The organism is Thiohalocapsa marina (assembly GCF_008632335.1).
Classification (GTDB): Bacteria; Pseudomonadota; Gammaproteobacteria; order Chromatiales; family Chromatiaceae; genus Thiohalocapsa; species Thiohalocapsa marina.
The window spans coordinates 58238-79551 of sequence record NZ_VWXX01000014.1 but is presented as its reverse complement, the minus strand read 5'-3'; the positions used below and the strand labels follow the sequence as shown (position 1 = coordinate 79551).

Here is a 21314-nt window from a genome sequence, read left to right as displayed (position 1 = left end):
ATGTCCAAAGCAAAGTTCGAGCGCAAGAAGCCCCACGTCAATGTCGGCACCATTGGTCACGTCGACCATGGCAAGACCACGCTGACGGCGGCGATCACCGTGCACCAGGCGAAGAAGTTTGGTGGTGAGTCCAAGGCGTACGACCAGATCGACAACGCCCCGGAAGAGCGCGAGCGCGGCATCACCATTGCCACCGCGCACGTCGAGTACGAGACCGACAAGCGCCACTACGCCCACGTCGACTGCCCGGGCCACGCCGACTACGTCAAGAACATGATCACCGGCGCCGCGCAGATGGACGGCGCCATCCTGGTGGTCTCCGCAGCCGACGGCCCCATGCCCCAGACCCGCGAGCACATCCTGCTGTCGCGTCAGGTCGGTGTGCCCTACATCGTCGTCTACCTGAACAAGGCCGACATGGTCGATGACGCCGAGCTGCTCGAGCTGGTCGAGATGGAAGTGCGCGAGCTGCTCGACAGCTACGACTTCCCCGGTGACGACACCCCCATCATCACCGGTTCCGCACTCAAGGCGCTGGAAGGTGACGAGAGCGAGATCGGCGGCCCGTCCATCGACAAGCTCATGGACGCGCTCGACAGCTACATCCCCGAGCCCGAGCGTGCCGTCGACGGTGCCTTCCTGATGCCCATCGAAGACGTCTTCTCCATCTCCGGTCGCGGCACCGTCGTCACCGGTCGTGTGGAGCGCGGCGTCATCAAGGTTGGCGAAGAGGTCGAGATCGTCGGCATCAAGGACACGACCAAGACCACCTGCACCGGTGTGGAGATGTTCCGCAAGCTGCTCGACCAGGGCGAGGCCGGCGACAACATCGGCGCGCTGCTGCGCGGCACCAAGCGTGATGATGTCGAGCGTGGCCAGGTGCTGGCCAAGCCCGGCTCGATCACCCCGCACACCCACTTCGAGGCCGAAGTGTACGTGCTGAGCAAGGAAGAAGGCGGCCGTCACACCCCGTTCTTCAACGGCTATCGTCCGCAGTTCTACTTCCGCACCACCGACGTCACCGGCGCCTGCGAGCTGCCTGAAGGCATCGAGATGGTGATGCCGGGCGACAACGTGAAGATGACGGTGAAGCTGATCGCGCCGATCGCGATGGAAGAGGGTCTGCGCTTCGCCGTGCGCGAGGGTGGCCGCACCGTCGGCGCCGGCGTCGTCGCCAAAATCATCGAGTAATTCCGTAACAGGGATCGGTCTGCCGCGTCCCCCGCGGCAGGCCCGACCACTTTCCAGGCCAGTAGCTCAATTGGCAGAGCAGCGGTCTCCAAAACCGCAGGTTGGGGGTTCGAGTCCCTCCTGGCCTGCCATACACCGGCGCACGAGCGCACCCATACCCTAATGAATGCACGAGCCGATACCGGATCGACCGGTCTCGATACCGCCAAGCTCGTGGTGTCGGCGGCGATCATCGTTGTCGGCATCTGGGCGTTTTACTTCTTTGCCAGCTACTCGCTGCTGTTGCGCGTGGTGCTGTTGCTCGCCCTTGTCGGCGGTGCGGCGGCGCTGGCGCTGATGACGGCACCCGGTCAGCGACTCTGGCGCTTTGCCAGCGATTCGCGCATGGAAGTGCGCAAGGTGGTCTGGCCCACGCGGCAAGAGACCCTGCAGACCACGCTGATCGTCATCGTCATGGTGTTCCTGCTCGGCCTGCTGCTGTGGCTGTTCGACTCCGTGCTGATGTCCATTCTGCGCTTCCTGACCGGGCGGGGGGGCTGATCATGTCCAAGCGATGGTATGTGATCCATGCCTTCTCCGGTTTCGAGGGGCATGTGCAGCGCTCCCTGCAGGAGCGAATCAAGCGTGCCGGCATGGAAGAGGCCTTTGGCGACATCCTCGTGCCTACCGAAGAGGTGGTGGAGATCCGCAACGGCCAGCAGCGCAAGAGTGAGCGCAAGTTCTTCCCCGGCTACGTACTGGTTCAGATGGAAATGACCGACGAGGCCTGGCACCTGGTCAAGGATGTGCCCAAGGTCATGGGCTTCATCGGCGGCAAGGGCGACCGCCCGGCACCGATCCCTGATGCCCAGGCTGAAGCCATCCTGCAGCGGGTGCAGGACGGCGTCGAGAAGCCGCGGCCGAAGGTGCTGTACGAGCCGGGTGAGGTCGTCCGGGTCATCGACGGGCCCTTCACCGACTTCAACGGTGTCGTTGAAGAGGTTGACTACGACAAGAGTCGGGTCAAGGTGTCGGTGCTGATCTTCGGGCGCTCAACGCCGGTGGAACTGGAATTTGCCCAGGTAGAGAAGGGTTGAGCAGACCCGTCCCCTGGTCCGCGGCAACCTGAACGACTGCAGCTATCCACGAATTCTGGATCGCCTGATTGATGGCGATTCATCAACCGTCCGCGTCCTTTGGTTCAAGCAGCCGGGCGTCGGGCGGTCTTTCCTGTCCCGGTGACAGGCGTCGGTTCGGGCCGCGCCATTCCTGGGGCCCAATCGTTAGTCGGGGAGCCACCGCAAGGGTTGGCGCTTGCACCCGTCGGAGAGCATTCATGGCAAAGAAAGTATCTGCGTACATCAAGTTGCAGGTCAAGGCCGGCGAGGCGAACCCCAGCCCCCCGGTCGGTCCTGCGCTGGGCCAGCATGGCGTCAACATCATGGAGTTCTGCAAGGCGTTCAACGCCAAGACGCAGGAGCTCGAAAAGGGTCTGCCGATCCCCGTGGTCATCACGGTCTATTCGGACCGCAGCTTCACCTTCATCACCAAGACGCCGCCGGCGGCGATCCTGCTGAAGAAGGCGGCCGGTGTGGCCAAGGGTAGCGCGACGCCAAACACCGTCAAGGTGGGTACCGTCACCCGCGCCCAGCTGGAAGAGATTGCGAATACCAAGATGGCGGACCTGACCGCAGCCGATATGGACGCCGCCGTGCGCACCATCGCCGGCAGCGCACGGGCCATGGGTCTCGACGTTGAGGGGGTGAACTAATGGCCAAGCTGAGCAAACGCGCGGCGGCGATCCGTGAGCGGGTCGAGGTCGGCAAGATCTACACCGCGGACGAGGCCTTCGCGCTGCTGAAGGAGCTGTCGTCGGTCAAGTTCGTCGAAAACGTCGATGTGGCGGTGAATCTCGGCGTCGATCCGCGCAAGTCCGACCAGGTCGTGCGCGGCAGCACCGTGCTTCCCAACGGCATCGGCAAGCAGGTGCGTGTCGCGGTCTTCGCCCAGGGCCCCAATGCCGATGCCGCCACCGCGGCAGGCGCCGATCGCGTCGGCATGGAGGACCTGGCCGAGGACATGAAGGCCGGCAACCTCGACTATGACGTCGTCATCGCCTCCCCCGACGCCATGCGTGTGGTGGGCCAGCTGGGCAAGCTGCTTGGTCCCCGTGGCCTGATGCCGAACCCGAAGGTGGGCACCGTGACGCCGAATGTGGCCGAGGCCGTGGAGAACGCCAAGGCGGGTCAGGTGCGCTACCGCACCGACAAGGCCGGCATCATCCATTGCCCGCTGGGCAAGATCGACTTCGAGGGCGACAAGCTGCGCGAAAACCTCGAGGCCCTGCTGGCCAACCTGATCAAGGCCAAGCCCAGTGCCGCCAAGGGTATCTATATGCGCAAGGTCACCGTGTCCTCCACCATGGGGCCGGGCCTGACCATCGACCATGGCGCCCTGGCCCTCTGATGTGATGCTTGTGTCCGGGCGCCCGTGAAGGGCCGCCCGGTCGACTGACTTTGGGGCAACGGCGCAATGCGCCGAGGTCCGTCAAAGACCGCAGGTGTCGGCGAGCAGGGGCGGGATGCCCTTGTGCATCGGCTTAATCTCGACCTGCGTAGATGGTGCCCTCGAATCCGGTTCAGTCCTCCGTTGGGTTGGCCGCCGATGACAGTGCACGACGACAGGGCCGCGGCCGGCGCAGTGGATGCGCGGCCGGCGACCCGCACGGGGCTCTGCCCCGAGGCGATCCCGCGTGCGGGATCAAAGTGATTCTGTGATCAGGAGGTGACGACCATGGCGCTGACTTTCGCCGAGAAAGAAGCCATCGTCGCCGAAGTCGCGGATGTTGCGAAGTCTGCCTACTCGGCCATCGGTGCCGAGTACCGCGGGCTGACCGTTGCGGAGATGACCGATCTGCGGGTTCAGGCCCGTCAGGCCGGGGTCTATGTCCGCGTGGTGAAGAACACGCTGGCCAAACGGGCGCTCGCGGATACCGAGTTTGCCTGCATGGCCGATGCGCTCACCGGACCCCTGGTGCTGGCCTTCGGGCAGCAGGACCCGGGATCCGTGGCGCGCGTGGCCAAAGACTTCGCAAAGACCCATGACAAGTTCCAGGTGCGGCTGATCGCCCTGTCTGGACAACTGCTCGATGCCGCCGAACTCGACAAGGTCGCGAAGATGCCGACCTACGAGGAGGCGCTGAGCATGCTCATGGCCGTGATGAAGGCGCCGGTACAGAAACTGACGTCCACGCTCAACGAGGTGCCCGGCAAGCTGGTCCGGACCGTTGCCGCCGTTCGAGACGCGAAGGAAGCTGCCTGAGGCAGCGGCGCGAACAGACCGGCAACGAGCGGATGAAGCCCGCCGACCTCGGGGCGCATGCGACCCCAACCCAACCACGCACGCACGGCCCCGGCCTGCCTGCGAATGAAACAGGACCTGGAGAGTAAGATCAATGGCTGTCTCTAAAGACGAAATCCTCGAAGCCATCGCCAACATGACCGTGATGGAGGTCGTCGACCTCATCAGCGCGATGGAAGAAAAGTTCGGCGTCACCGCCGCTGCCGCCGTGGCTGCGGCTCCGGCCGCTGCCGGTGGTGGCGAGGCCGCCGCCGCCGAAGAGCAGACCGAGTTCGATGTCGTGCTGGCATCCTTCGGCAGCAACAAGGTGGCAGTGATCAAGGCCGTGCGCGGCCTCACCGGCCTGGGCCTGAAGGAGGCAAAGGACGCCGTCGAAGGCGCCCCCACCACCCTGAAGGAAGGCGTCTCCAAGGCCGACGCCGAAGAGGCCAAGAAGCAGCTTGAAGAGGCTGGCGCAACTGTCGAGATCAAGTAACACCGATCTCGCATCAGCGCCGCCAACGGCGCTGTCTCAGGCTGGCGGCTTCGGGCCGCCGGCCTTTTGCCGTTTGCAAGTCATGTGATCGTGTTTCCCGAGGTCGCATCGGCTGGGCATCGGCCCGCGTCGTCAGCACGGTGTCCGTCACCGCGATGTCCGCGGAATCCGCACGCAGATCAATCACGAGGGTAAGGCAGCATGGCCTATTCGTTCACCGAGCAGAAACGCATCCGCAAGAGCTTCGGCAAGCGTCCGAGCATCCTCGAGGTCCCGTTCCTGCTCGCGACGCAGATCGACTCCTACAGAGATTTCCTACAGGCCGACAAGCGCCCGGGCGCGCGCGACGATGTCGGCCTGCATGCCGCCTTCAAATCCGTACTCCCCATCGAGAGCTACTCCGGCAACGCCGTGCTGGAGTATGTCAGCTACCGGCTCGGCGAGCCGGTGTTCGACGTGCGCGAGTGCCATCTGCGCGGTGCCACCTATGCCGCGCCCCTGCGCGTGCTGCTGCGTCTGGTGATCTACGACAAGGATGCCCCGGCCGGCACCCGCGTGGTCAAGGATGTGCGCGAGCAGGAGGTCTACATGGGCGACCTGCCGCTGATGACGGAGACCGGCACCTTCATCATCAACGGCACCGAGCGCGTCATCGTCTCCCAGCTGCACCGCTCGCCGGGCGTGTTCTTTGACCACGACAAGGGCAAGACCCACTCCTCGGGCAAGCTGCTGTTCTCCGCGCGCGTGATCCCCTATCGCGGCTCCTGGCTCGACTTCGAGTTCGATCCCAAGGACAACGTGTTCGTGCGCATCGACCGGCGTCGCAAGCTGCCGGCCACCATCCTGCTGCGGGCGCTGGGCTACGGCGTCGACGAGATCCTGGAGCGCTTCTTCGAGACCGATCAGTTCCATCTGACCGGCGGCACCGCCGACGGCCGGCGCATCGAGCTGGAGCTGGTGCCCGAGCGCCTGCGGGGCGAGACGGTCAATTTCGACGTGCGCATCGGTGACGAGGTGCTGGTGGAGTCCGGTCGCCGTTTCACCGCACGCCATATCCGCGAGTTGCAGAAGGCCGGCATCGAGCGGCTCGAGGTGCCGGACGAATTCCTCATCGGCCGCATCCTGGCCCGCACCCAGGTGGATACCGACACCGGCGAGGTCATCGCCGAGGCCAACAGCGTCATCACCGACGAACTGCTGGCACAGTTGCGCGAGCAGGGCGTCGAGCAGCTGCAGACCCTGTTCGTCAACGATCTGGATCACGGCGCCTACCTGTCCGAGACGCTGCGCGTCGACCACACCCGCAACGAGCTCGAGGCCCAGGTCGAGATCTACCGCATGATGCGTCCGGGGGAGCCGCCGACCAAGGAGGCGGCGCAGAACCTGTTCCACAACCTGTTCTTTACCCCGGATCGCTACGATCTGTCCGCGGTTGGTCGCATGAAGTTCAACCGCCGTCTCGGCCGCGAGGCCACCGAAGGCCCCGGCATCCTGTACGACGGGCGCTATTTCGGCGCGCGCGGCGACGACTTCGCCAAGGCCCTGGTGGCCGAGCATGGCGAGGGCTCGGACATCGTCGACGCCCTGAAGGTACTGATCGAACTGCGCAATGGCCGCGGCACCGTCGACGACATCGACCACCTGGGCAACCGCCGCATCCGCTGCGTCGGCGAGATGGCCGAGAACCAGTTCCGCGTCGGCCTGGTGCGCGTGGAGCGCGCGGTCAAGGAGCGGCTGTCGCTAGCCGAGTCCGAGGGCCTGATGCCGCAGGAGCTGATCAACGCCAAGCCGGTGTCGGCCGCGATCAAGGAGTTCTTCGGCTCCTCGCAGCTGTCGCAGTTCATGGACCAGAACAACCCGCTCTCCGAGGTCACCCACAAGCGCCGCGTGTCGGCACTGGGCCCGGGTGGTCTGGCGCGCGAGCGTGCCGGCTTCGAGGTGCGCGACGTGCATCCGACCCACTACGGCCGCGTCTGCCCCATCGAGACCCCGGAAGGCCCGAACATCGGCCTGATCAACTCGCTGGCGGTCTATGCGCGGACCAACCGCTACGGCTTCCTGGAGACGCCCTACCGGCGCGTGGTCGATGGCCAGGTGACCGCCGACATCGATCACCTGTCGGCGATCGAGGAGGGCGGCTACATCATTGCCCAGGCCAATGCCGCGCTGGACGAGGACGGTCGCCTGACCGACGCGCTGGTGTCCTGCCGGCACATGAACGAGTTCACCATGAAGGCACCGGAAGAGGTGCAGTACATGGACGTGTCGCCGCGGCAGATCGTCTCGGTGGCGGCATCGCTGATCCCGTTCCTTGAGCACGACGACGCCAACCGCGCCCTCATGGGCTCCAACATGCAGCGTCAGGCCGTGCCCACGCTGCGCGCCGAGAAGCCCCTGGTAGGCACCGGCATGGAGCGCGTGGTGGCCAAGGACTCCGGCGTGGTTGTCTGGGCGCGTCGTGGCGGTGTGGTGGACTCGGTGGATGCCGGACGTATCGTGGTGCGCGTGAACGACAGCGAGACCGAGGCCGGCGAGCCGGGCGTGGACATCTACACCCTGACCAAGTACACCCGGTCCAACCAGAACACCTGCATCAACCAGCGCCCGCTGGTGGTCCCGGGTGATGTGGTCGAGCGGGACGACGTGCTGGCCGACGGCCCGTCCACCGACCTCGGCGAGCTGGCCCTTGGGCAGAACCTGCGCGTGGCCTTCATGCCCTGGAACGGCTACAACTTCGAGGACTCCATCCTGATCTCCGAGCGGGTGGTGCAGGAGGACCGTTTCACCAGCATCCACATCGAGGAGCTCACCTGTCTGGCCCGCGACACCAAGCTGGGGCCGGAAGAGATCAGCGCCGACATCCCCAACGTCGGCGAGGCCGCCCTGGCCAAGCTGGACGAGGCGGGCATCGTCTACATCGGCGCCGAGGTGCGCGACGGCGACATCCTGGTGGGCAAGGTCACGCCCAAGGGCGAGACCCAGCTGACGCCGGAAGAGAAGCTGCTGCGCGCCATCTTCGGCGAGAAGGCGTCCGACGTGAAGGATACCTCGCTGCGCCTGCCCTCGGGCATGGCCGGCACCGTGGTCGACGTGCAGGTGTTCACCCGCGACGGCGTGGACAAGGACAAGCGCGCGCTGGAGATCGAGGAACTGGAGCTCGAGCGGGTGCGCAAGGACCTGGGCGACCAGCAGCGCATCATGGAAAAGGACACCTTCCAGCGCATGGAGAAGATGCTCGTCGGCAAGCTGGCGGACGGCGGTCCGGAGGGCCTCAAGGCCGGCGCCAAGATCACCAAGACCTACCTGGCGGAGCTGGCGGACAAGCACGGGCGCGACCGCTGGTTCGAGATCCGTCTGCGCAGCGAGGAGGCCGCCAGCCAGCTCGAGGCCGTGGCCAACCAGATCAAGCTGCAGCGCGAGGATTTCCGCGAGCGTTTCGAGGTGAAGAAACGCAAGATCACCCAGGGCGACGAGCTCGCCCCCGGCGTGTTGAAGATGGTCAAGGTCTATGTGGCGGTGAAGCGTCGCATCCAGCCCGGTGACAAGATGGCCGGTCGTCACGGCAACAAGGGCGTCATCTCCCGCGTGGTGCCGGTGGAGGACATGCCCTTCAGCGCCGACGGCGAGTCGGTGGACATCGTGCTCAACCCGCTGGGCGTGCCCTCGCGCATGAACGTCGGCCAGGTGCTGGAGACCCACCTGGGCTGGGCCGCCAAGGGTCTGGGCCAGCGCATCGACGCGCTGCTGCGTGCCGGCACCCTGGCGGATCGCAGCGAGGAACAGACGGTGGCCGAACTGCGCGCGTTCCTGCATGCGCTGTACAACAGCAGCGGCAAGACGGAGCAGCTCGACAGCTTCAGCGATGCGCAGTTGCTGGAACTGGCCAACAACCTGCGCGGCGGCGTGCCCCTGGCCACGCCGGTGTTCGACGGCGCCTCGGAGGAGGAGATCCGCGAGATGCTGCGTCTTGCCGGGCTGTCCGAGTCGGGGCAGACCCAGCTGTTCGACGGGCGCACCGGCGAGGCCTTCGAGCGTCCGGTCACCGTGGGCTACATGTACATGCTCAAGCTGAACCATCTGGTGGACGACAAGATGCATGCCCGCTCCACCGGCCCCTACAGTCTGGTCACCCAGCAGCCGCTGGGCGGCAAGGCGCAATTCGGTGGCCAGCGCTTCGGCGAGATGGAGGTCTGGGCGCTGGAGGCCTACGGCGCCTCCTACACCCTGCAGGAGATGCTCACGGTCAAGTCCGACGACGTCAACGGCCGCACCAAGATGTACAAGAACATCGTCGATGGCGACCACCGCATGGAGGCCGGCATGCCGGAGTCCTTCAACGTGCTGGTCAAGGAGATCCGCTCGCTGGGCATCAACGTCGAACTGGAACAGGAGTAAGGGTGAATCCATGAAAGATCTGCTCAGAATCATCAAGCAACAGGGTCAGGCCCTGGAGTTCGACGCCATCCGCATCGGCCTCGCCTCTCCGGAGATGATCCGCTCCTGGTCCTACGGCGAGGTCAAGAAGCCGGAGACCATCAACTACCGCACCTTCAAGCCCGAGCGCGACGGCCTGTTCTGCGCCAAGATCTTCGGCCCGGTCAGCGACTACGAGTGCCTCTGCGGCAAGTACAAGCGCCTGAAGCATCGCGGCGTGGTGTGCGAGAAGTGCGGCGTCGAGGTCACCCTGGCCAAGGTGCGCCGCGAGCGCATGGGCCACATCGACCTGGCCAGCCCGGTGGCGCACATCTGGTTCCTGAAGTCGCTGCCCTCGCGCATCGGCCTGCTGCTGGACATGACCCTGCGCGACATCGAGCGGGTGCTCTATTTCGAGTCGTTCGTCGTCGTCGACCCGGGCATGACCGAGCTGGAGCGCGGCCAGATGCTCACCGATGACCAGTACCTGGAGGCGCTGGAAGAGAACGGCGACGAGTTCGACGCCCGCATGGGTGCCGAGGCCGTCTACGAGCTGCTGCGCACGCTGGATCTCGACGCCGAAATCCGCATCATGCGTGAGGATATCGAGTCCACCAACTCCGAGACCAAGATCAAGAAGCTGAGCAAGCGGCTCAAGCTGATGGAGTCCCTGCAGGCCTCCGGCAACCGCCCCGAGTGGATGATCCTGACCGTGCTGCCGGTGCTGCCGCCGGAGCTGCGCCCGCTGGTGCCGCTGGACGGCGGCCGCTTCGCCACCTCGGACCTGAACGACCTCTACCGTCGCGTCATCAACCGCAACAACCGCCTCAAGCGGCTGCTGGACCTGATCGCGCCCGACATCATCGTGCGCAACGAAAAGCGCATGCTGCAGGAGTCGGTGGACGCGCTGCTGGACAACGGCCGTCGCGGCCGCGCCATCACCGGCACCAACAAGCGCCCGCTGAAGTCCCTGGCCGACATGATCAAGGGCAAGCAGGGCCGCTTCCGCCAGAACCTGCTGGGCAGGCGCGTGGACTACTCCGGCCGCTCGGTCATCGTGGTCGGCCCGACGCTGCGCCTGCACCAGTGCGGCCTGCCCAAGCGCATGGCGCTGGAGCTGTTCAAGCCGTTCATCTTCAGCAAGCTGCAGAGCCGCGGACTGGCCGCCACCATCAAGGCCGCCAAGAAGATGGTGGAGCGCAGCACGCCGGAGGTCTGGGACATCCTCGAGGAGGTCATCCGCGAGCATCCGGTCATGCTCAACCGTGCGCCGACCCTGCACCGCCTGGGCATCCAGGCCTTCGAGCCGGTGCTCATCGAGGGCAAGGCCATCCAGCTGCATCCGCTGGTGTGCACCGCCTTCAACGCCGACTTCGACGGCGACCAGATGGCGGTGCATGTGCCGCTGTCGCTGGAGGCGCAGCTCGAAGCCCGCGCCCTGATGATGTCGTCCAACAATATCCTCTCGCCGGCCAACGGCGAGCCCATCATCGTGCCGTCCCAGGATGTGGTGCTGGGTCTCTATTACATGACCCGCGAGCGCGTCAATGCCCGCGGCGAGGGCCTGGTGCTGTCCGGCACCGAAGAGGCCCGCCGTGCCTACGAGACCGGCCATGCCGACCTGCATGCGCGGGTCAAGGTGCGTATCCGCGAGGTGCTGCGCACCGAGGACGGCAGCACCGAGGAGCGCTGGTCGGTGCAGGACACCACCATCGGCCGCGCCCTGGTCTGGGAGATCGTGCCCGAGGGGCTGCCGTTCGCGCTGATCAACGAGAAGCCCCTGGGCAAGAAGCAGATCTCGCGCATGATCAACACCTGCTACCGGGTGCTGGGGCTCAAGGACACCGTGGTCTTCGCCGACCAGATCATGTATCTGGGCTTCCGCATGGCCACCCGCGCCGGCGTCTCCATTGGCCTTGAGGACATGGAGGTGCCGGAGGAGAAGGCGCGCATCATCAGCGACGCCGAGGACGAGGTGAAGGAGATCGAGGACCAGTACACCCAGGGTCTGGTCACCAACGGCGAGCGCTACAACAAGGTGGTGGACATCTGGTCGCGCACCAATGACCTTGTGGCCAAGTCCATGATGCAGAAGCTGGGCAAGCACACCGTCACCGACCGTGACGGCAATGCCGTGGAGCAGGACTCGTTCAACTCCATCTACATGATGGCCGACTCCGGCGCCCGTGGCTCGGCGGCCCAGATCCGCCAGCTCGCCGGCATGCGCGGCCTGATGGCCAAGCCGGACGGCTCCATCATCGAGACACCGATCACGGCCAACTTCCGCGAGGGGCTGAACGTCATCCAGTACTTCATCTCCACCCACGGCGCGCGCAAGGGTCTGGCCGACACGGCACTGAAGACCGCCAACTCCGGCTACCTGACCCGCCGCCTGGTGGACGTGGCACAGGACATGGTGGTGCTGGAGGAGGACTGCGGCACCGAGCAGGGCCTGCTGATGACCCCCATCATCGAGGGCGGCGACGTGGTCGAGCCCCTGCGCGAGCGCATCCTCGGGCGCGTCACCGCTGCCGATCTGTACAAGCCCGGTACCGACGAGCTGGTGTGCGAGGCCGGCACCCTGCTGGACGAGACCTGGGTGGCGGAGCTGGAGACCCTGGGTATCGACCAGGTGCGGGTGCGTTCGCCCATCACCTGTGAGTCGCGACTCGGCGTCTGCGCCCAGTGCTACGGACGCGATCTGGCGCGCGGTCATCGCGTGAACATGGGTGAGGCGGTCGGCGTCATCGCCGCCCAGTCCATCGGCGAGCCGGGTACCCAGCTCACCATGCGTACCTTCCACATCGGTGGCGCCGCGTCCCGTGCGGCAGCGGTCAGCAGCGTGCAGATCAAGGCCCCCGGCACGGTGCACCTGCACAACATCAAGACCGTCACCCGCGGCGACGGCAACCTGGTGGCGGTGTCCCGTTCCGGTGAGCTCACGGTGTCCGACGAGAAGGGCCTGGAGAAGGAGCGCTACAAGATCCCCTACGGCGCCACCCTGCTGGTGGGCGATGGTGATGGGTGTGAAGGCGGTCAGACCGTCGCCACCTGGGACCCGCACACCCACCCGGTGGTCACCGAGGTGGCCGGTCGGCTGCGCTTCGAGGACTTCATCGACGGCGTCACCGTGCAGAGCAAGACCGACGAGGTCACCGGGCTGGCCTCGGTGGAGATCATGGATCCCAAGCAGCGCCCGGCCGCTGGCAAGGACCTGCGTCCCATGGTCATGCTGCTGGACGAGAACGGCGACGACCTGAAATTGGTCGGCACGGACCTGCCGGCGCGTTACTTTCTGCCCGCTGGCGCCATCGTCACTGCCACCGATGGCGCCGACGTTGGAGTCGGCGACATCCTGGCGCGCATCCCGCAGGAATCCTCCAAGACCCGCGACATCACCGGTGGTCTGCCCCGGGTTGCCGACCTGTTCGAGGCGCGCAAGCCCAAGGACCAGGCCCTGCTGGCCGAGGCCACCGGCACGGTCAGCTTCGGCAAGGACACCAAGGGCAAGCAGCGCCTGGTGATCACCACCGACGATGGCGAGACCATCGAGACCCTGATCCCCAAGTGGCGCCATGTCAGCGTGTTCGAGGGCGAGCGCGTGGAGAAGGGCGAGATGATCTCCGAAGGCGAGTTCAGCTCCCATGACATCCTGCGCCTGAAGGGTGTCACCGCGCTGGCGGAATACCTGGTCAAGGAGATCCAGGACGTCTACCGGCTGCAGGGCGTGAAGATCAACGACAAGCACATCGAGGTCATCGTCCGGCAGATGCTGCGCAAGGTCGAGGTCACCAACGCCGGCGACACCCGGCTGCTGCGTGGCGAGCAGGTGGATCACGCCGTGCTGCTGGAGGAGAACGAGCGCGTGCTGGCGGAGGACAAGCACCCGGCCCTGTTCGAGCCGTTGCTGCTCGGCATCACCAAGGCCTCGCTGGCGACCGAGTCGTTCATCTCCGCGGCGAGCTTCCAGGAGACCACCCGCGTGCTCACCGAGGCGGCGGTGCGCGGCAGTGTCGACGGGCTCAACGGCCTGAAGGAGAACGTCATCGTCGGCCGTCTGATCCCCGCCGGCACCGGCCTGGCCTACCACAAGGAGCGCCGCCGCAAACGGTTGTCGGACAGTGGCGCTGATGCCGACGAGCGCATGGAGATGGCGGCCGAGGATCTGGAGCAGGCGCTGAAGCAGGCGCTGAACACCTCTGAGTCTGCCGCCGAGTGACCACTGGGCGCGGACCTCGCCAGGGCCCCCTCGTCGAGGTCTGCGCCGCGATTGGACACTTGAGGCCCATTGCCCCTGCAGCGGGTGTTGACACTGTCTCGGGCCGGTAATATACTTCTCGTCTTAGCTCGCCAGACACGCCGTCTGGTTTGCAATTTTTCCTAGGCCGGTTTCCGCAAGGGGCCGGCCTTCATAGTAGCCGCTTACCTACGTCGAATCCTGCGCCTGCGCAGCTGACCCCGACCGCGCAGCGGTCGAGTCCGCGTCGCCTCTTGGCGTCGCACCGCGTCCTTCCATCTGGCGCGGGTCGAAGCAGAATCGTCTTTTCGTTCGTTGGGTGTTGAGTCGCGCGTAAACGCGCCCTTGGAGCTTGTCATGGCGACAGTCAATCAGTTGGTTCGCAATCCGCGCAAGCGGAAGGTCGCGAAAAGCAACGTGCCAGCCCTGGAGAGCTGCCCGCAGAAGCGGGGTGTCTGCACGCGCGTTTACACCACCACACCAAAGAAGCCGAACTCGGCCCTGCGAAAGGTCGCCCGCGTGCGGCTGACCAACGGTTTCGAGGTCGCGTCCTACATCGGTGGTGAGGGTCACAACCTGCAGGAGCACTCGGTGGTGCTGATCCGCGGTGGTCGTGTCAAGGACCTGCCGGGTGTCCGCTACCACACCGTGCGCGGCACCCTGGATACCTCCGGCGTCGAGAGGCGGCGGCAGGGGCGTTCCAAGTACGGCGCCAAGCGGCCCAAGGGCTGATCCAGCGCTTTATCCCGGCCCGCGCGTGCGTCATGCCTGCGCGTCGCCCTGTTCGTACAGATACCTGATTCAGCTGGCACGCGCCGCGGACAACCGTCGGGCCAAGGTGCCTCTCGAAGGAAGTCGGAGCCTTTAAAGATGCCAAGAAGACGCGTCGTTGCTCGTCGCCAGATCCTGCCGGACCCCAAGCACGGCAGCGAGTTGCTGGCAAAGTTCATCAACATGCTGATGGAGGACGGCAAGAAGTCCGTCGCCGAGCGAATCATGTATGGTGCGCTAGATCAGGTCTCGTCCAAGAAGGGCAGCGATCCGCTTGAGTTGCTTGATCAGGCCATGGAGAACGTGCGTCCAGTGGTCGAGGTCAAGTCTCGCCGCGTCGGTGGTGCCACCTACCAGGTGCCCATCGAGGTGCGTCCGTCGCGCCGCAACACGCTCGCCATGCGCTGGCTCATCGATGCCGCGCGCAAGCGCTCCGAGAAGTCCATGGCCCTGCGTCTGGCAGGCGAGCTGATGGACGCTGGTGACGCACGTGGCGCCGCGGTGAAGAAGAAGGAAGACACGCACCGCATGGCCGAGGCCAACAAGGCATTCTCGCACTACCGCTGGTAGTGCCGGATCCGGCCGTCGGCAACCATCCATTTTTCAGGCTTTATAGGCGAAACAGTCGTGGCACGTAGCACACCCATCGATCGGTATCGGAATCTGGGCATCATGGCGCACATCGATGCCGGCAAGACCACCACCACCGAGCGCATCCTGTTCTACACCGGCCTTTCTCACAAGATCGGCGAAGTCCACGACGGTGCCGCCACCATGGACTGGATGGAGCAGGAGCAGGAGCGTGGCATCACCATCACCTCCGCGGCGACCACCTGCTTCTGGAAGGGCATGGATCAGCAGTTTCCAGAGCACCGGATCAACATCATCGACACCCCGGGGCACGTCGACTTCACCATCGAGGTGGAGCGCTCGCTGCGGGTACTGGACGGCGCCTGCGCCGTGTTCTGTGCCGTGGGCGGTGTCGAGCCCCAGTCCGAGACGGTGTGGCGGCAGGCGGACAAGTACGGTGTGCCACGCCTGGCCTTCGTCAACAAGATGGATCGAATGGGTGCCAACTTCCTGCGCGTGGTCGAGCAGGTCAAGGATCGTCTGGGCGGCAATGCCGTGCCGATCCAGTTGCCCATCGGTGCCGAGGAAGACTTTGCCGGCGTCGTCGATCTGGTCCGCATGCAGGCGATCTACTGGAACGAAGAAGACAAGGGTCTGACCTACGAGGCGCGTGAGATCCCGGCCGACATGGCTGATCTGGCCGCCGAGTGGCGCGAGAAGCTGGTGGAGGCTGCGGCCGAGGCCAATGAAGAGCTCATGGAGCGCTACCTCGAGGGTGAGGAGCTCACCGAGGAGCAGATCAAGGCCGGTCTGCGTGCTCGCACCCTGACCAGCGAGATCGTGCCCATGCTCTGCGGCTCGGCCTTCAAGAACAAGGGCGTGCAGGCCATGCTGGACGCGGTCATCGAGTATATGCCTGCGCCGACGGATGTCGCTGCCATCCAGGGTGTGCTTGACGATGCCGCCGAAACCGTCGAGGAGCGCCGTTCCACCGATGACGCGCCCTTCGCGGCCCTGGCGTTCAAGATCGCGACTGACCCTTATGTCGGTACGCTGACCTTCTTCCGGGTCTACTCCGGTGTGCTGAACAGCGGTGACACCGTGTTCAATCCGGTGAAAAGCAAGCGTGAGCGCATCGGCCGTATCCTGCAGATGCACGCCAACGACCGGAAGGAGATCAAGGAAGTGCGCGCCGGTGATATCGCCGCCGCGGTCGGTCTGAAGGACGTCACCACCGGTGACACCCTGTGCGCCATGGACAAGCCCATCACGCTGGAGCGGATGGAGTTTCCGGAGCCGGTCATCTCGGTCGCGGTGGAGCCGAAGACCAAGAGCGATCAGGAGAAGATGGGTGTCGCCCTTTCCAAGCTGGCGCAGGAGGATCCGTCCTTCCGGGTGCGCTCCGACGAGGAGTCCGGCCAGACCATCATCTCCGGCATGGGTGAGCTGCATCTTGAGATCATCGTCGACCGCATGAAGCGCGAGTTCGGCGTCGAGGCCAACGTCGGCGCGCCGCAGGTCAGCTACCGCGAGACCATTCGCGCCAAGGTCGAGCAGGAGACCAAGTTCGCCCGTCAGTCCGGTGGTCGCGGCCAGTACGGTCACGTCTACATCCGGCTTGAGCCGCAGGAGGCCGGCACCGGCTACGAGTTCTGCAACGAGATCGTCGGTGGTGCCATCCCGAAGGAATACATCCCTGCGGTGGACAAGGGCATCCAGGAGGCCATGGGTAACGGCATCCTGGCCGGCTTCCCGATGGTGGACATCAAGGCGACCCTGTACGACGGTTCGTACCACGAGGTCGACTCCAGCGAGATGGCCTTCAAGATCGCCGGGTCGATGGCGCTCAAGGATGGCTGCCGCAAGGCCAAGCCTGTGCTGCTCGAGCCGATCATGAAGGTCGAGGTCGTGACGCCCGAGGAAAACATGGGCGATGTCATGGGCGACCTGAACAGCCGTCGCGGCATGATCCAGGGCATGGAAGACGCACCCTCGGGCAAGATCATCCGCGCCGAGGTGCCGCTGGCGTCGATGTTCGGTTACGCCACCGACCTGCGCTCCGCCACCCAGGGACGCGCAACCTACAGCATGGAATTCGCCAAGTACAACGAGGTCCCGGCGAGCATCGCCGAGGCCATCGCGAAAAAACAGTAACCCGCCCCCCGGGATCCAGATTCGAGGTAACAGGCCATGTCCAAAGCAAAGTTCGAGCGCAAGAAGCCCCACGTCAATGTCGGCACCATTGGTCACGTCGACCATGGCAAGACCACGCTGACGGCGGCGATCACCGTGCACCAGGCGAAGAAGTTCGGTGGTGAGTCCAAGGCGTACGACCAGATCGACAACGCCCCGGAAGAGCGCGAGCGTGGCATCACCATTGCCACCGCGCACGTCGAGTACGAGACCGACAAGCGCCACTACGCCCACGTCGACTGCCCGGGCCACGCCGACTACGTCAAGAACATGATCACCGGCGCCGCGCAGATGGACGGCGCCATCCTGGTGGTCTCCGCAGCCGACGGCCCCATGCCCCAGACCCGCGAGCACATCCTGCTGTCGCGTCAGGTCGGTGTGCCCTACATCGTCGTCTACCTGAACAAGGCCGACATGGTCGATGACGCCGAGCTGCTCGAGCTGGTCGAGATGGAAGTGCGCGAGCTGCTCGACAGCTACGACTTCCCCGGTGACGACACCCCCATCATTACCGGTTCCGCACTCAAGGCGCTGGAAGGTGACGAGAGCGAGATCGGCGGCCCGTCCATCGACAAGCTCATGGACGCGCTCGACAGCTACATCCCCGAGCCCGAGCGTGCCGTCGACGGTGCCTTCCTGATGCCCATCGAAGACGTCTTCTCCATCTCCGGTCGCGGCACCGTCGTCACCGGTCGTGTGGAGCGCGGCGTGATCAAGGTCGGCGAAGAGGTCGAGATCGTCGGCATCAAGGACACGACCAAGACCACCTGCACCGGTGTGGAGATGTTCCGCAAGCTGCTCGATCAGGGCGAGGCCGGCGACAACATCGGCGCGCTGCTGCGCGGCACCAAGCGTGATGACGTCGAGCGCGGCCAGGTGCTGGCCAAGCCCGGCTCGATCACCCCGCACACCCACTTCGAGGCCGAAGTGTACGTGCTGAGCAAGGAAGAAGGCGGCCGTCACACCCCGTTCTTCAACGGCTATCGTCCGCAGTTCTACTTCCGCACCACCGACGTCACCGGTGCCTGCGAGCTGCCTGAGGGCATCGAGATGGTGATGCCGGGCGACAACGTGAAGATGACGGTGAAGCTGATCGCGCCGATCGCGATGGAAGAGGGTCTGCGCTTCGCCGTGCGCGAGGGTGGCCGCACCGTCGGCGCCGGCGTCGTCGCCAAGATCATTGAATAGGCCTCGCCCACAGGCTTCATCGATAGTGTTTGACCGCTTAGGGACGCCCGCAGAGTAATGTCAATGGCAAATCAACGTATCCGAATCCGTCTGAAGGCGTTCGATCATCGTCTGGTCGACCAGTCCGCACGTGAGATCGTCGACACCGCCAAGCGCACTGGTGCGCAGGTGCGTGGTCCGGTGCCGCTGCCTTCCAAGCACGAGCGCTACACCGTGCTGGTGTCGCCGCACGTCAACAAGGACGCCCGCGACCAGTACGAGCTGCGAACCCACAAGCGGTTGATGGACATCGTTGACCCCACCGACAAGACGGTGGATGCACTGATGAAGCTCGACCTCGCTGCCGGCGTGGACGTGCAGATCAAGCTGAGTTGATCGCGCTCGGTGTCTCTCGGGCGGAACTGAACAGAGGATAGAACGATGACCATCGGAGTGATCGGACGCAAGGCCGGCATGACGCGCATCTTCGCCGAAGATGGGGCCAGTGTGCCCGTGACCGTCATCGAGGTGACACCGAATCGCGTCACCCAGGTGAAGGACGTGGACAGCGATGGCTACCGCGCCGTCCAGGTGGCGGCAGGCCGTCGTCGCCAGTCGCGCGTCAGCAAGCCCATGATGGGCCACTACGCCAAGGCTGGCGTCGAGGCAGGCGAGAGCCTGCGCGAGTTCCGCCTGGGCGCGGACGAAGGAGCGGACCTGAACGTCGGTGGCGAGCTGGGCGTGGGCCTGTTCGAGGCCGGGCAGAAGGTGGACGTGCGCGGCGTGACCAAGGGCCGCGGCTTTGCCGGCGCCATCCGTCGCCACAACTTCCGCAGCCAGGATGCCACCCACGGCAACTCCCTGTCGCATCGTGCCCCGGGTTCCATCGGTCAGTGCCAGACCCCGGGCCGCGTGTTCAAGGGCAAGCGCATGGCCGGGCAGATGGGTAATGTCAATCGCTGCCAGCAGAACCTGGAGGTGATCCGGGTCGATGCCGAGCGCAACCTTCTGCTGGTCCGGGGCGGTGTGCCCGGCCCCGCGGGCGGGCGACTGGTGGTGACGCCTTCCGTGAAGCGGAAGGGCCCGAAGCAATAACGCAGGGGTTGAATGGATCATGCAACTTGCAACGCACAACGGCGCTGGGCTGGACGTTTCCGATAACGTCTTCGGTGCCGATTATAACGAGGCCCTGGTGCACCAGGTGGTGACCGCCTACATGGCAGGCGCCCGGTCCGGCACCAAGGCACAGAAGACCCGTTCGGCGGTCAGCGGCGGCGGGGCCAAGCCGTTCCGCCAGAAGGGCACCGGCCGCGCCCGCGCCGGTACCTCTCGCAGCCCGCTGTGGCGCGGTGGTGGCAAGGTCTTTGCCGCGCAGCCTCGCTGCTATGCGCAGAAGGTCAACCGCAAGATGTATCGCGGCGCGGTGCGTTCCATCGTCTCGGAGCTGGCCCGTCAGGGTCGCCTGACCATCGTCGGTGACTTCTCGGTGTCTGCACCCAAGACCCGCGAACTGCGTGGCAAGCTGGCGGAGATGGATCTGCGTGACGTGCTCATCCTGGTGGATGCGCAGGACGACGCCTTGCAGCTCGCAGCACGCAATCTGCCGCTGGTGGACGTGATGACGGCCGCCGAAGTCGACCCCGTGAGCATGGTGGCCTTTGCCAACGTGCTCGCCACCGAGGCCGCGGTTCGTCGGCTCGAGGAGCGTCTGGCATGAACCAGGAACGACTGATGAAGGTCCTGCTCGGACCGGTGATCTCGGAGAAGTCCACCATGGCCGCGGATGCCAATCGGCAGTTCGTGTTCCGCGTGGTGCCGGATGCCACCAAGCGTGAGATCGGCAAGGCTGTCGAACTGCTGTTCGACGTGCAGGTCGAGGGCGTGCAGGTAATGAACGTGAAGGGCAAGAGCAAGCGCTTCGGCGCGCGCATGGGTCAGCGCTCCGGCTGGCGCAAGGCCTACGTTCGGCTCAAGCCCGGGCAAGATATCGACTTCGGCGGCGGCGCCTAATACTCGCCGGGCCCGATCAGCGGACCAGAGAGAAGGAACGGATCGCGTAGCCCTTCATCGACTTGGCAGGCTCGTCGCTCGGCACAGACATTCGGAACAGCAATCATGGCAATCGCAAAGACGAAACCGACATCGCCCGGTCGCCGCTTCATGGTCAAGGTGACCACGCCGGAACTCCACAAGGGAGGTCCGCTGGAGTCTCTGGTCTCCAAGAAGACGCGTTCGGGCGGCCGCAACAACCTCGGGCGCATTACCGTCCGCCACCGCGGTGGCGGTCACAAGCAACGCTATCGTATGGTCGATTTCAAGCGCCGCAAGGATGGCGTGCCGGCCACGGTCGAGCGGCTCGAGTACGATCCGAATCGCAGCGCCAATCTGGCGCTGCTGAAGTATGCCGATGGCGACTGGGCCTACGTCCTGGCGCCCAAGGGGCTGAAGCAGGGCGACGCCGTGGTGGCGTCCGAGACGGCCCCCATCAGCGTCGGCAACTGTCTTCCGCTGCGTAACATCCCGGTCGGCACCGAGATCCACGCCGTGGAGATGCGCCCGGGCAAGGGTGCGCAGATCGCCCGCGCCGCTGGCGCCTCGGTGCAGCTGGTCGCCCGCGAGGGGCAGCATGCCACGCTTCGGCTGCGCTCCGGCGAGATGCGCAAGGTGCACAGTGACTGTCGCGCGGTCATCGGTGTGGTCGGTAACGGCGAGCACAGCCTGCGCAAGCTGGGCAAGGCCGGCGCAACACGCTGGCGCGGCGTGCGCCCGACGGTGCGCGGTGTCGTCATGAACCCGGTCGACCACCCGCACGGCGGTGGCGAGGGCCGGACCTCCGGCGGCCGGCATCCGGTGTCGCCCTGGGGCGTTCCGACCAAGGGTTACAAGACCCGCAAGAACAAACGGACCGACGGCATGATCGTGCGTCGTCGTGGTCGCAAGTAAGTTACGCGAGGACCG

Annotated in this window: 18 protein-coding genes and 1 tRNA gene; all 19 read left to right on the top strand. The window is 65.3% G+C overall.

The window, feature by feature from the left end:
* The 19 genes from tuf (F2Q65_RS10770) to rplB all read left to right on the top strand — a co-directional run bounded on the left by tuf (F2Q65_RS10770) (position 1) and on the right by rplB (position 21299).
* A complete protein-coding gene (gene tuf, locus F2Q65_RS10770) occupies positions 1-1191 on the top strand; it encodes an elongation factor Tu (protein ID WP_150093189.1) in 1191 nt (396 codons plus the stop codon).
* 55 nt (positions 1192-1246) lie between these two features.
* Positions 1247-1322, top strand: a tRNA-Trp gene (locus F2Q65_RS10765).
* 31 nt (positions 1323-1353) lie between these two features.
* Positions 1354-1731 (top strand): preprotein translocase subunit SecE, encoded by a 378-nt coding sequence (secE, locus tag F2Q65_RS10760; RefSeq protein WP_150093210.1) that lies wholly within the window; start codon positions 1354-1356, stop codon positions 1729-1731.
* A gap of 2 nt (positions 1732-1733) precedes the next feature.
* Complete coding sequence (gene nusG / locus F2Q65_RS10755; RefSeq protein ID WP_150093208.1) at positions 1734-2267, top strand: transcription termination/antitermination protein NusG; 534 nt, start codon at positions 1734-1736, stop codon at positions 2265-2267.
* Positions 2268-2506: 239 nt separating this feature from the next.
* A complete protein-coding gene (gene rplK / locus F2Q65_RS10750) occupies positions 2507-2941 on the top strand; it encodes a 50S ribosomal protein L11 (RefSeq protein ID WP_150093207.1) in 435 nt (144 codons plus the stop codon).
* Complete coding sequence (gene rplA / locus F2Q65_RS10745; RefSeq protein ID WP_150093205.1) at positions 2941-3636, top strand: 50S ribosomal protein L1; 696 nt, start codon at positions 2941-2943, stop codon at positions 3634-3636. Before rplK ends, rplA begins: the two co-directional genes overlap by 1 nt.
* Positions 3637-3963: 327 nt before the next feature.
* Positions 3964-4491 carry a 50S ribosomal protein L10 gene (rplJ, locus tag F2Q65_RS10740; RefSeq protein ID WP_150093203.1) on the top strand — a complete coding sequence of 176 codons (528 nt, stop codon included), beginning with the start codon at positions 3964-3966 and terminating at the stop codon, positions 4489-4491.
* A gap of 133 nt (positions 4492-4624) precedes the next feature.
* On the top strand, positions 4625-5005 hold the full coding sequence (rplL, locus tag F2Q65_RS10735) for a 50S ribosomal protein L7/L12 (protein WP_150093201.1): 381 nt from the start codon (positions 4625-4627) through the stop codon (positions 5003-5005).
* 201 nt (positions 5006-5206) lie between these two features.
* The gene (gene rpoB, locus F2Q65_RS10730) at positions 5207-9400 is read left to right on the top strand and encodes a DNA-directed RNA polymerase subunit beta (protein WP_150093199.1); all 4194 of its coding nucleotides are present in this window, start codon (positions 5207-5209) and stop codon (positions 9398-9400) included.
* Positions 9401-9410: 10 nt separating this feature from the next.
* Complete coding sequence (gene rpoC, locus F2Q65_RS10725) at positions 9411-13637, top strand: DNA-directed RNA polymerase subunit beta' (protein WP_150093197.1); 4227 nt, start codon at positions 9411-9413, stop codon at positions 13635-13637.
* 375 nt (positions 13638-14012) lie between these two features.
* Positions 14013-14387: a 30S ribosomal protein S12 gene (rpsL, locus tag F2Q65_RS10720; protein WP_150093195.1), complete on the top strand. Its 375-nt coding sequence runs from the start codon at positions 14013-14015 to the stop codon at positions 14385-14387.
* Positions 14388-14525: 138 nt separating this feature from the next.
* Positions 14526-14996, top strand: coding sequence for a 30S ribosomal protein S7 (rpsG, locus tag F2Q65_RS10715; protein ID WP_150093193.1), 471 nt, complete (start codon positions 14526-14528; stop codon positions 14994-14996).
* A 57-nt stretch (positions 14997-15053) separates the two neighbouring features.
* A complete protein-coding gene (fusA, locus tag F2Q65_RS10710; RefSeq protein ID WP_150093191.1) occupies positions 15054-17150 on the top strand; it encodes an elongation factor G in 2097 nt (698 codons plus the stop codon).
* A gap of 36 nt (positions 17151-17186) precedes the next feature.
* Positions 17187-18377, top strand: coding sequence for an elongation factor Tu (tuf, locus tag F2Q65_RS10705; RefSeq protein ID WP_150093189.1), 1191 nt, complete (start codon positions 17187-17189; stop codon positions 18375-18377).
* Positions 18378-18440: 63 nt separating this feature from the next.
* Entirely contained in the window at positions 18441-18752 is a 312-nt protein-coding gene (gene rpsJ / locus F2Q65_RS10700) for a 30S ribosomal protein S10 (protein ID WP_150093187.1), read from the top strand.
* 45 nt (positions 18753-18797) lie between these two features.
* Positions 18798-19451, top strand: coding sequence for a 50S ribosomal protein L3 (gene rplC / locus F2Q65_RS10695; protein ID WP_150093185.1), 654 nt, complete (start codon positions 18798-18800; stop codon positions 19449-19451).
* Positions 19452-19470: 19 nt separating this feature from the next.
* A complete protein-coding gene (gene rplD, locus F2Q65_RS10690) occupies positions 19471-20073 on the top strand; it encodes a 50S ribosomal protein L4 (RefSeq protein WP_150093183.1) in 603 nt (200 codons plus the stop codon).
* Positions 20070-20366 carry a 50S ribosomal protein L23 gene (gene rplW, locus F2Q65_RS10685; protein ID WP_150093181.1) on the top strand — a complete coding sequence of 99 codons (297 nt, stop codon included), beginning with the start codon at positions 20070-20072 and terminating at the stop codon, positions 20364-20366. Before rplD ends, rplW begins: the two co-directional genes overlap by 4 nt.
* Before the next feature lie 105 nt (positions 20367-20471).
* A complete protein-coding gene (gene rplB, locus F2Q65_RS10680) occupies positions 20472-21299 on the top strand; it encodes a 50S ribosomal protein L2 (RefSeq protein ID WP_150093179.1) in 828 nt (275 codons plus the stop codon).
* Positions 21300-21314 lie beyond the last annotated feature (15 nt).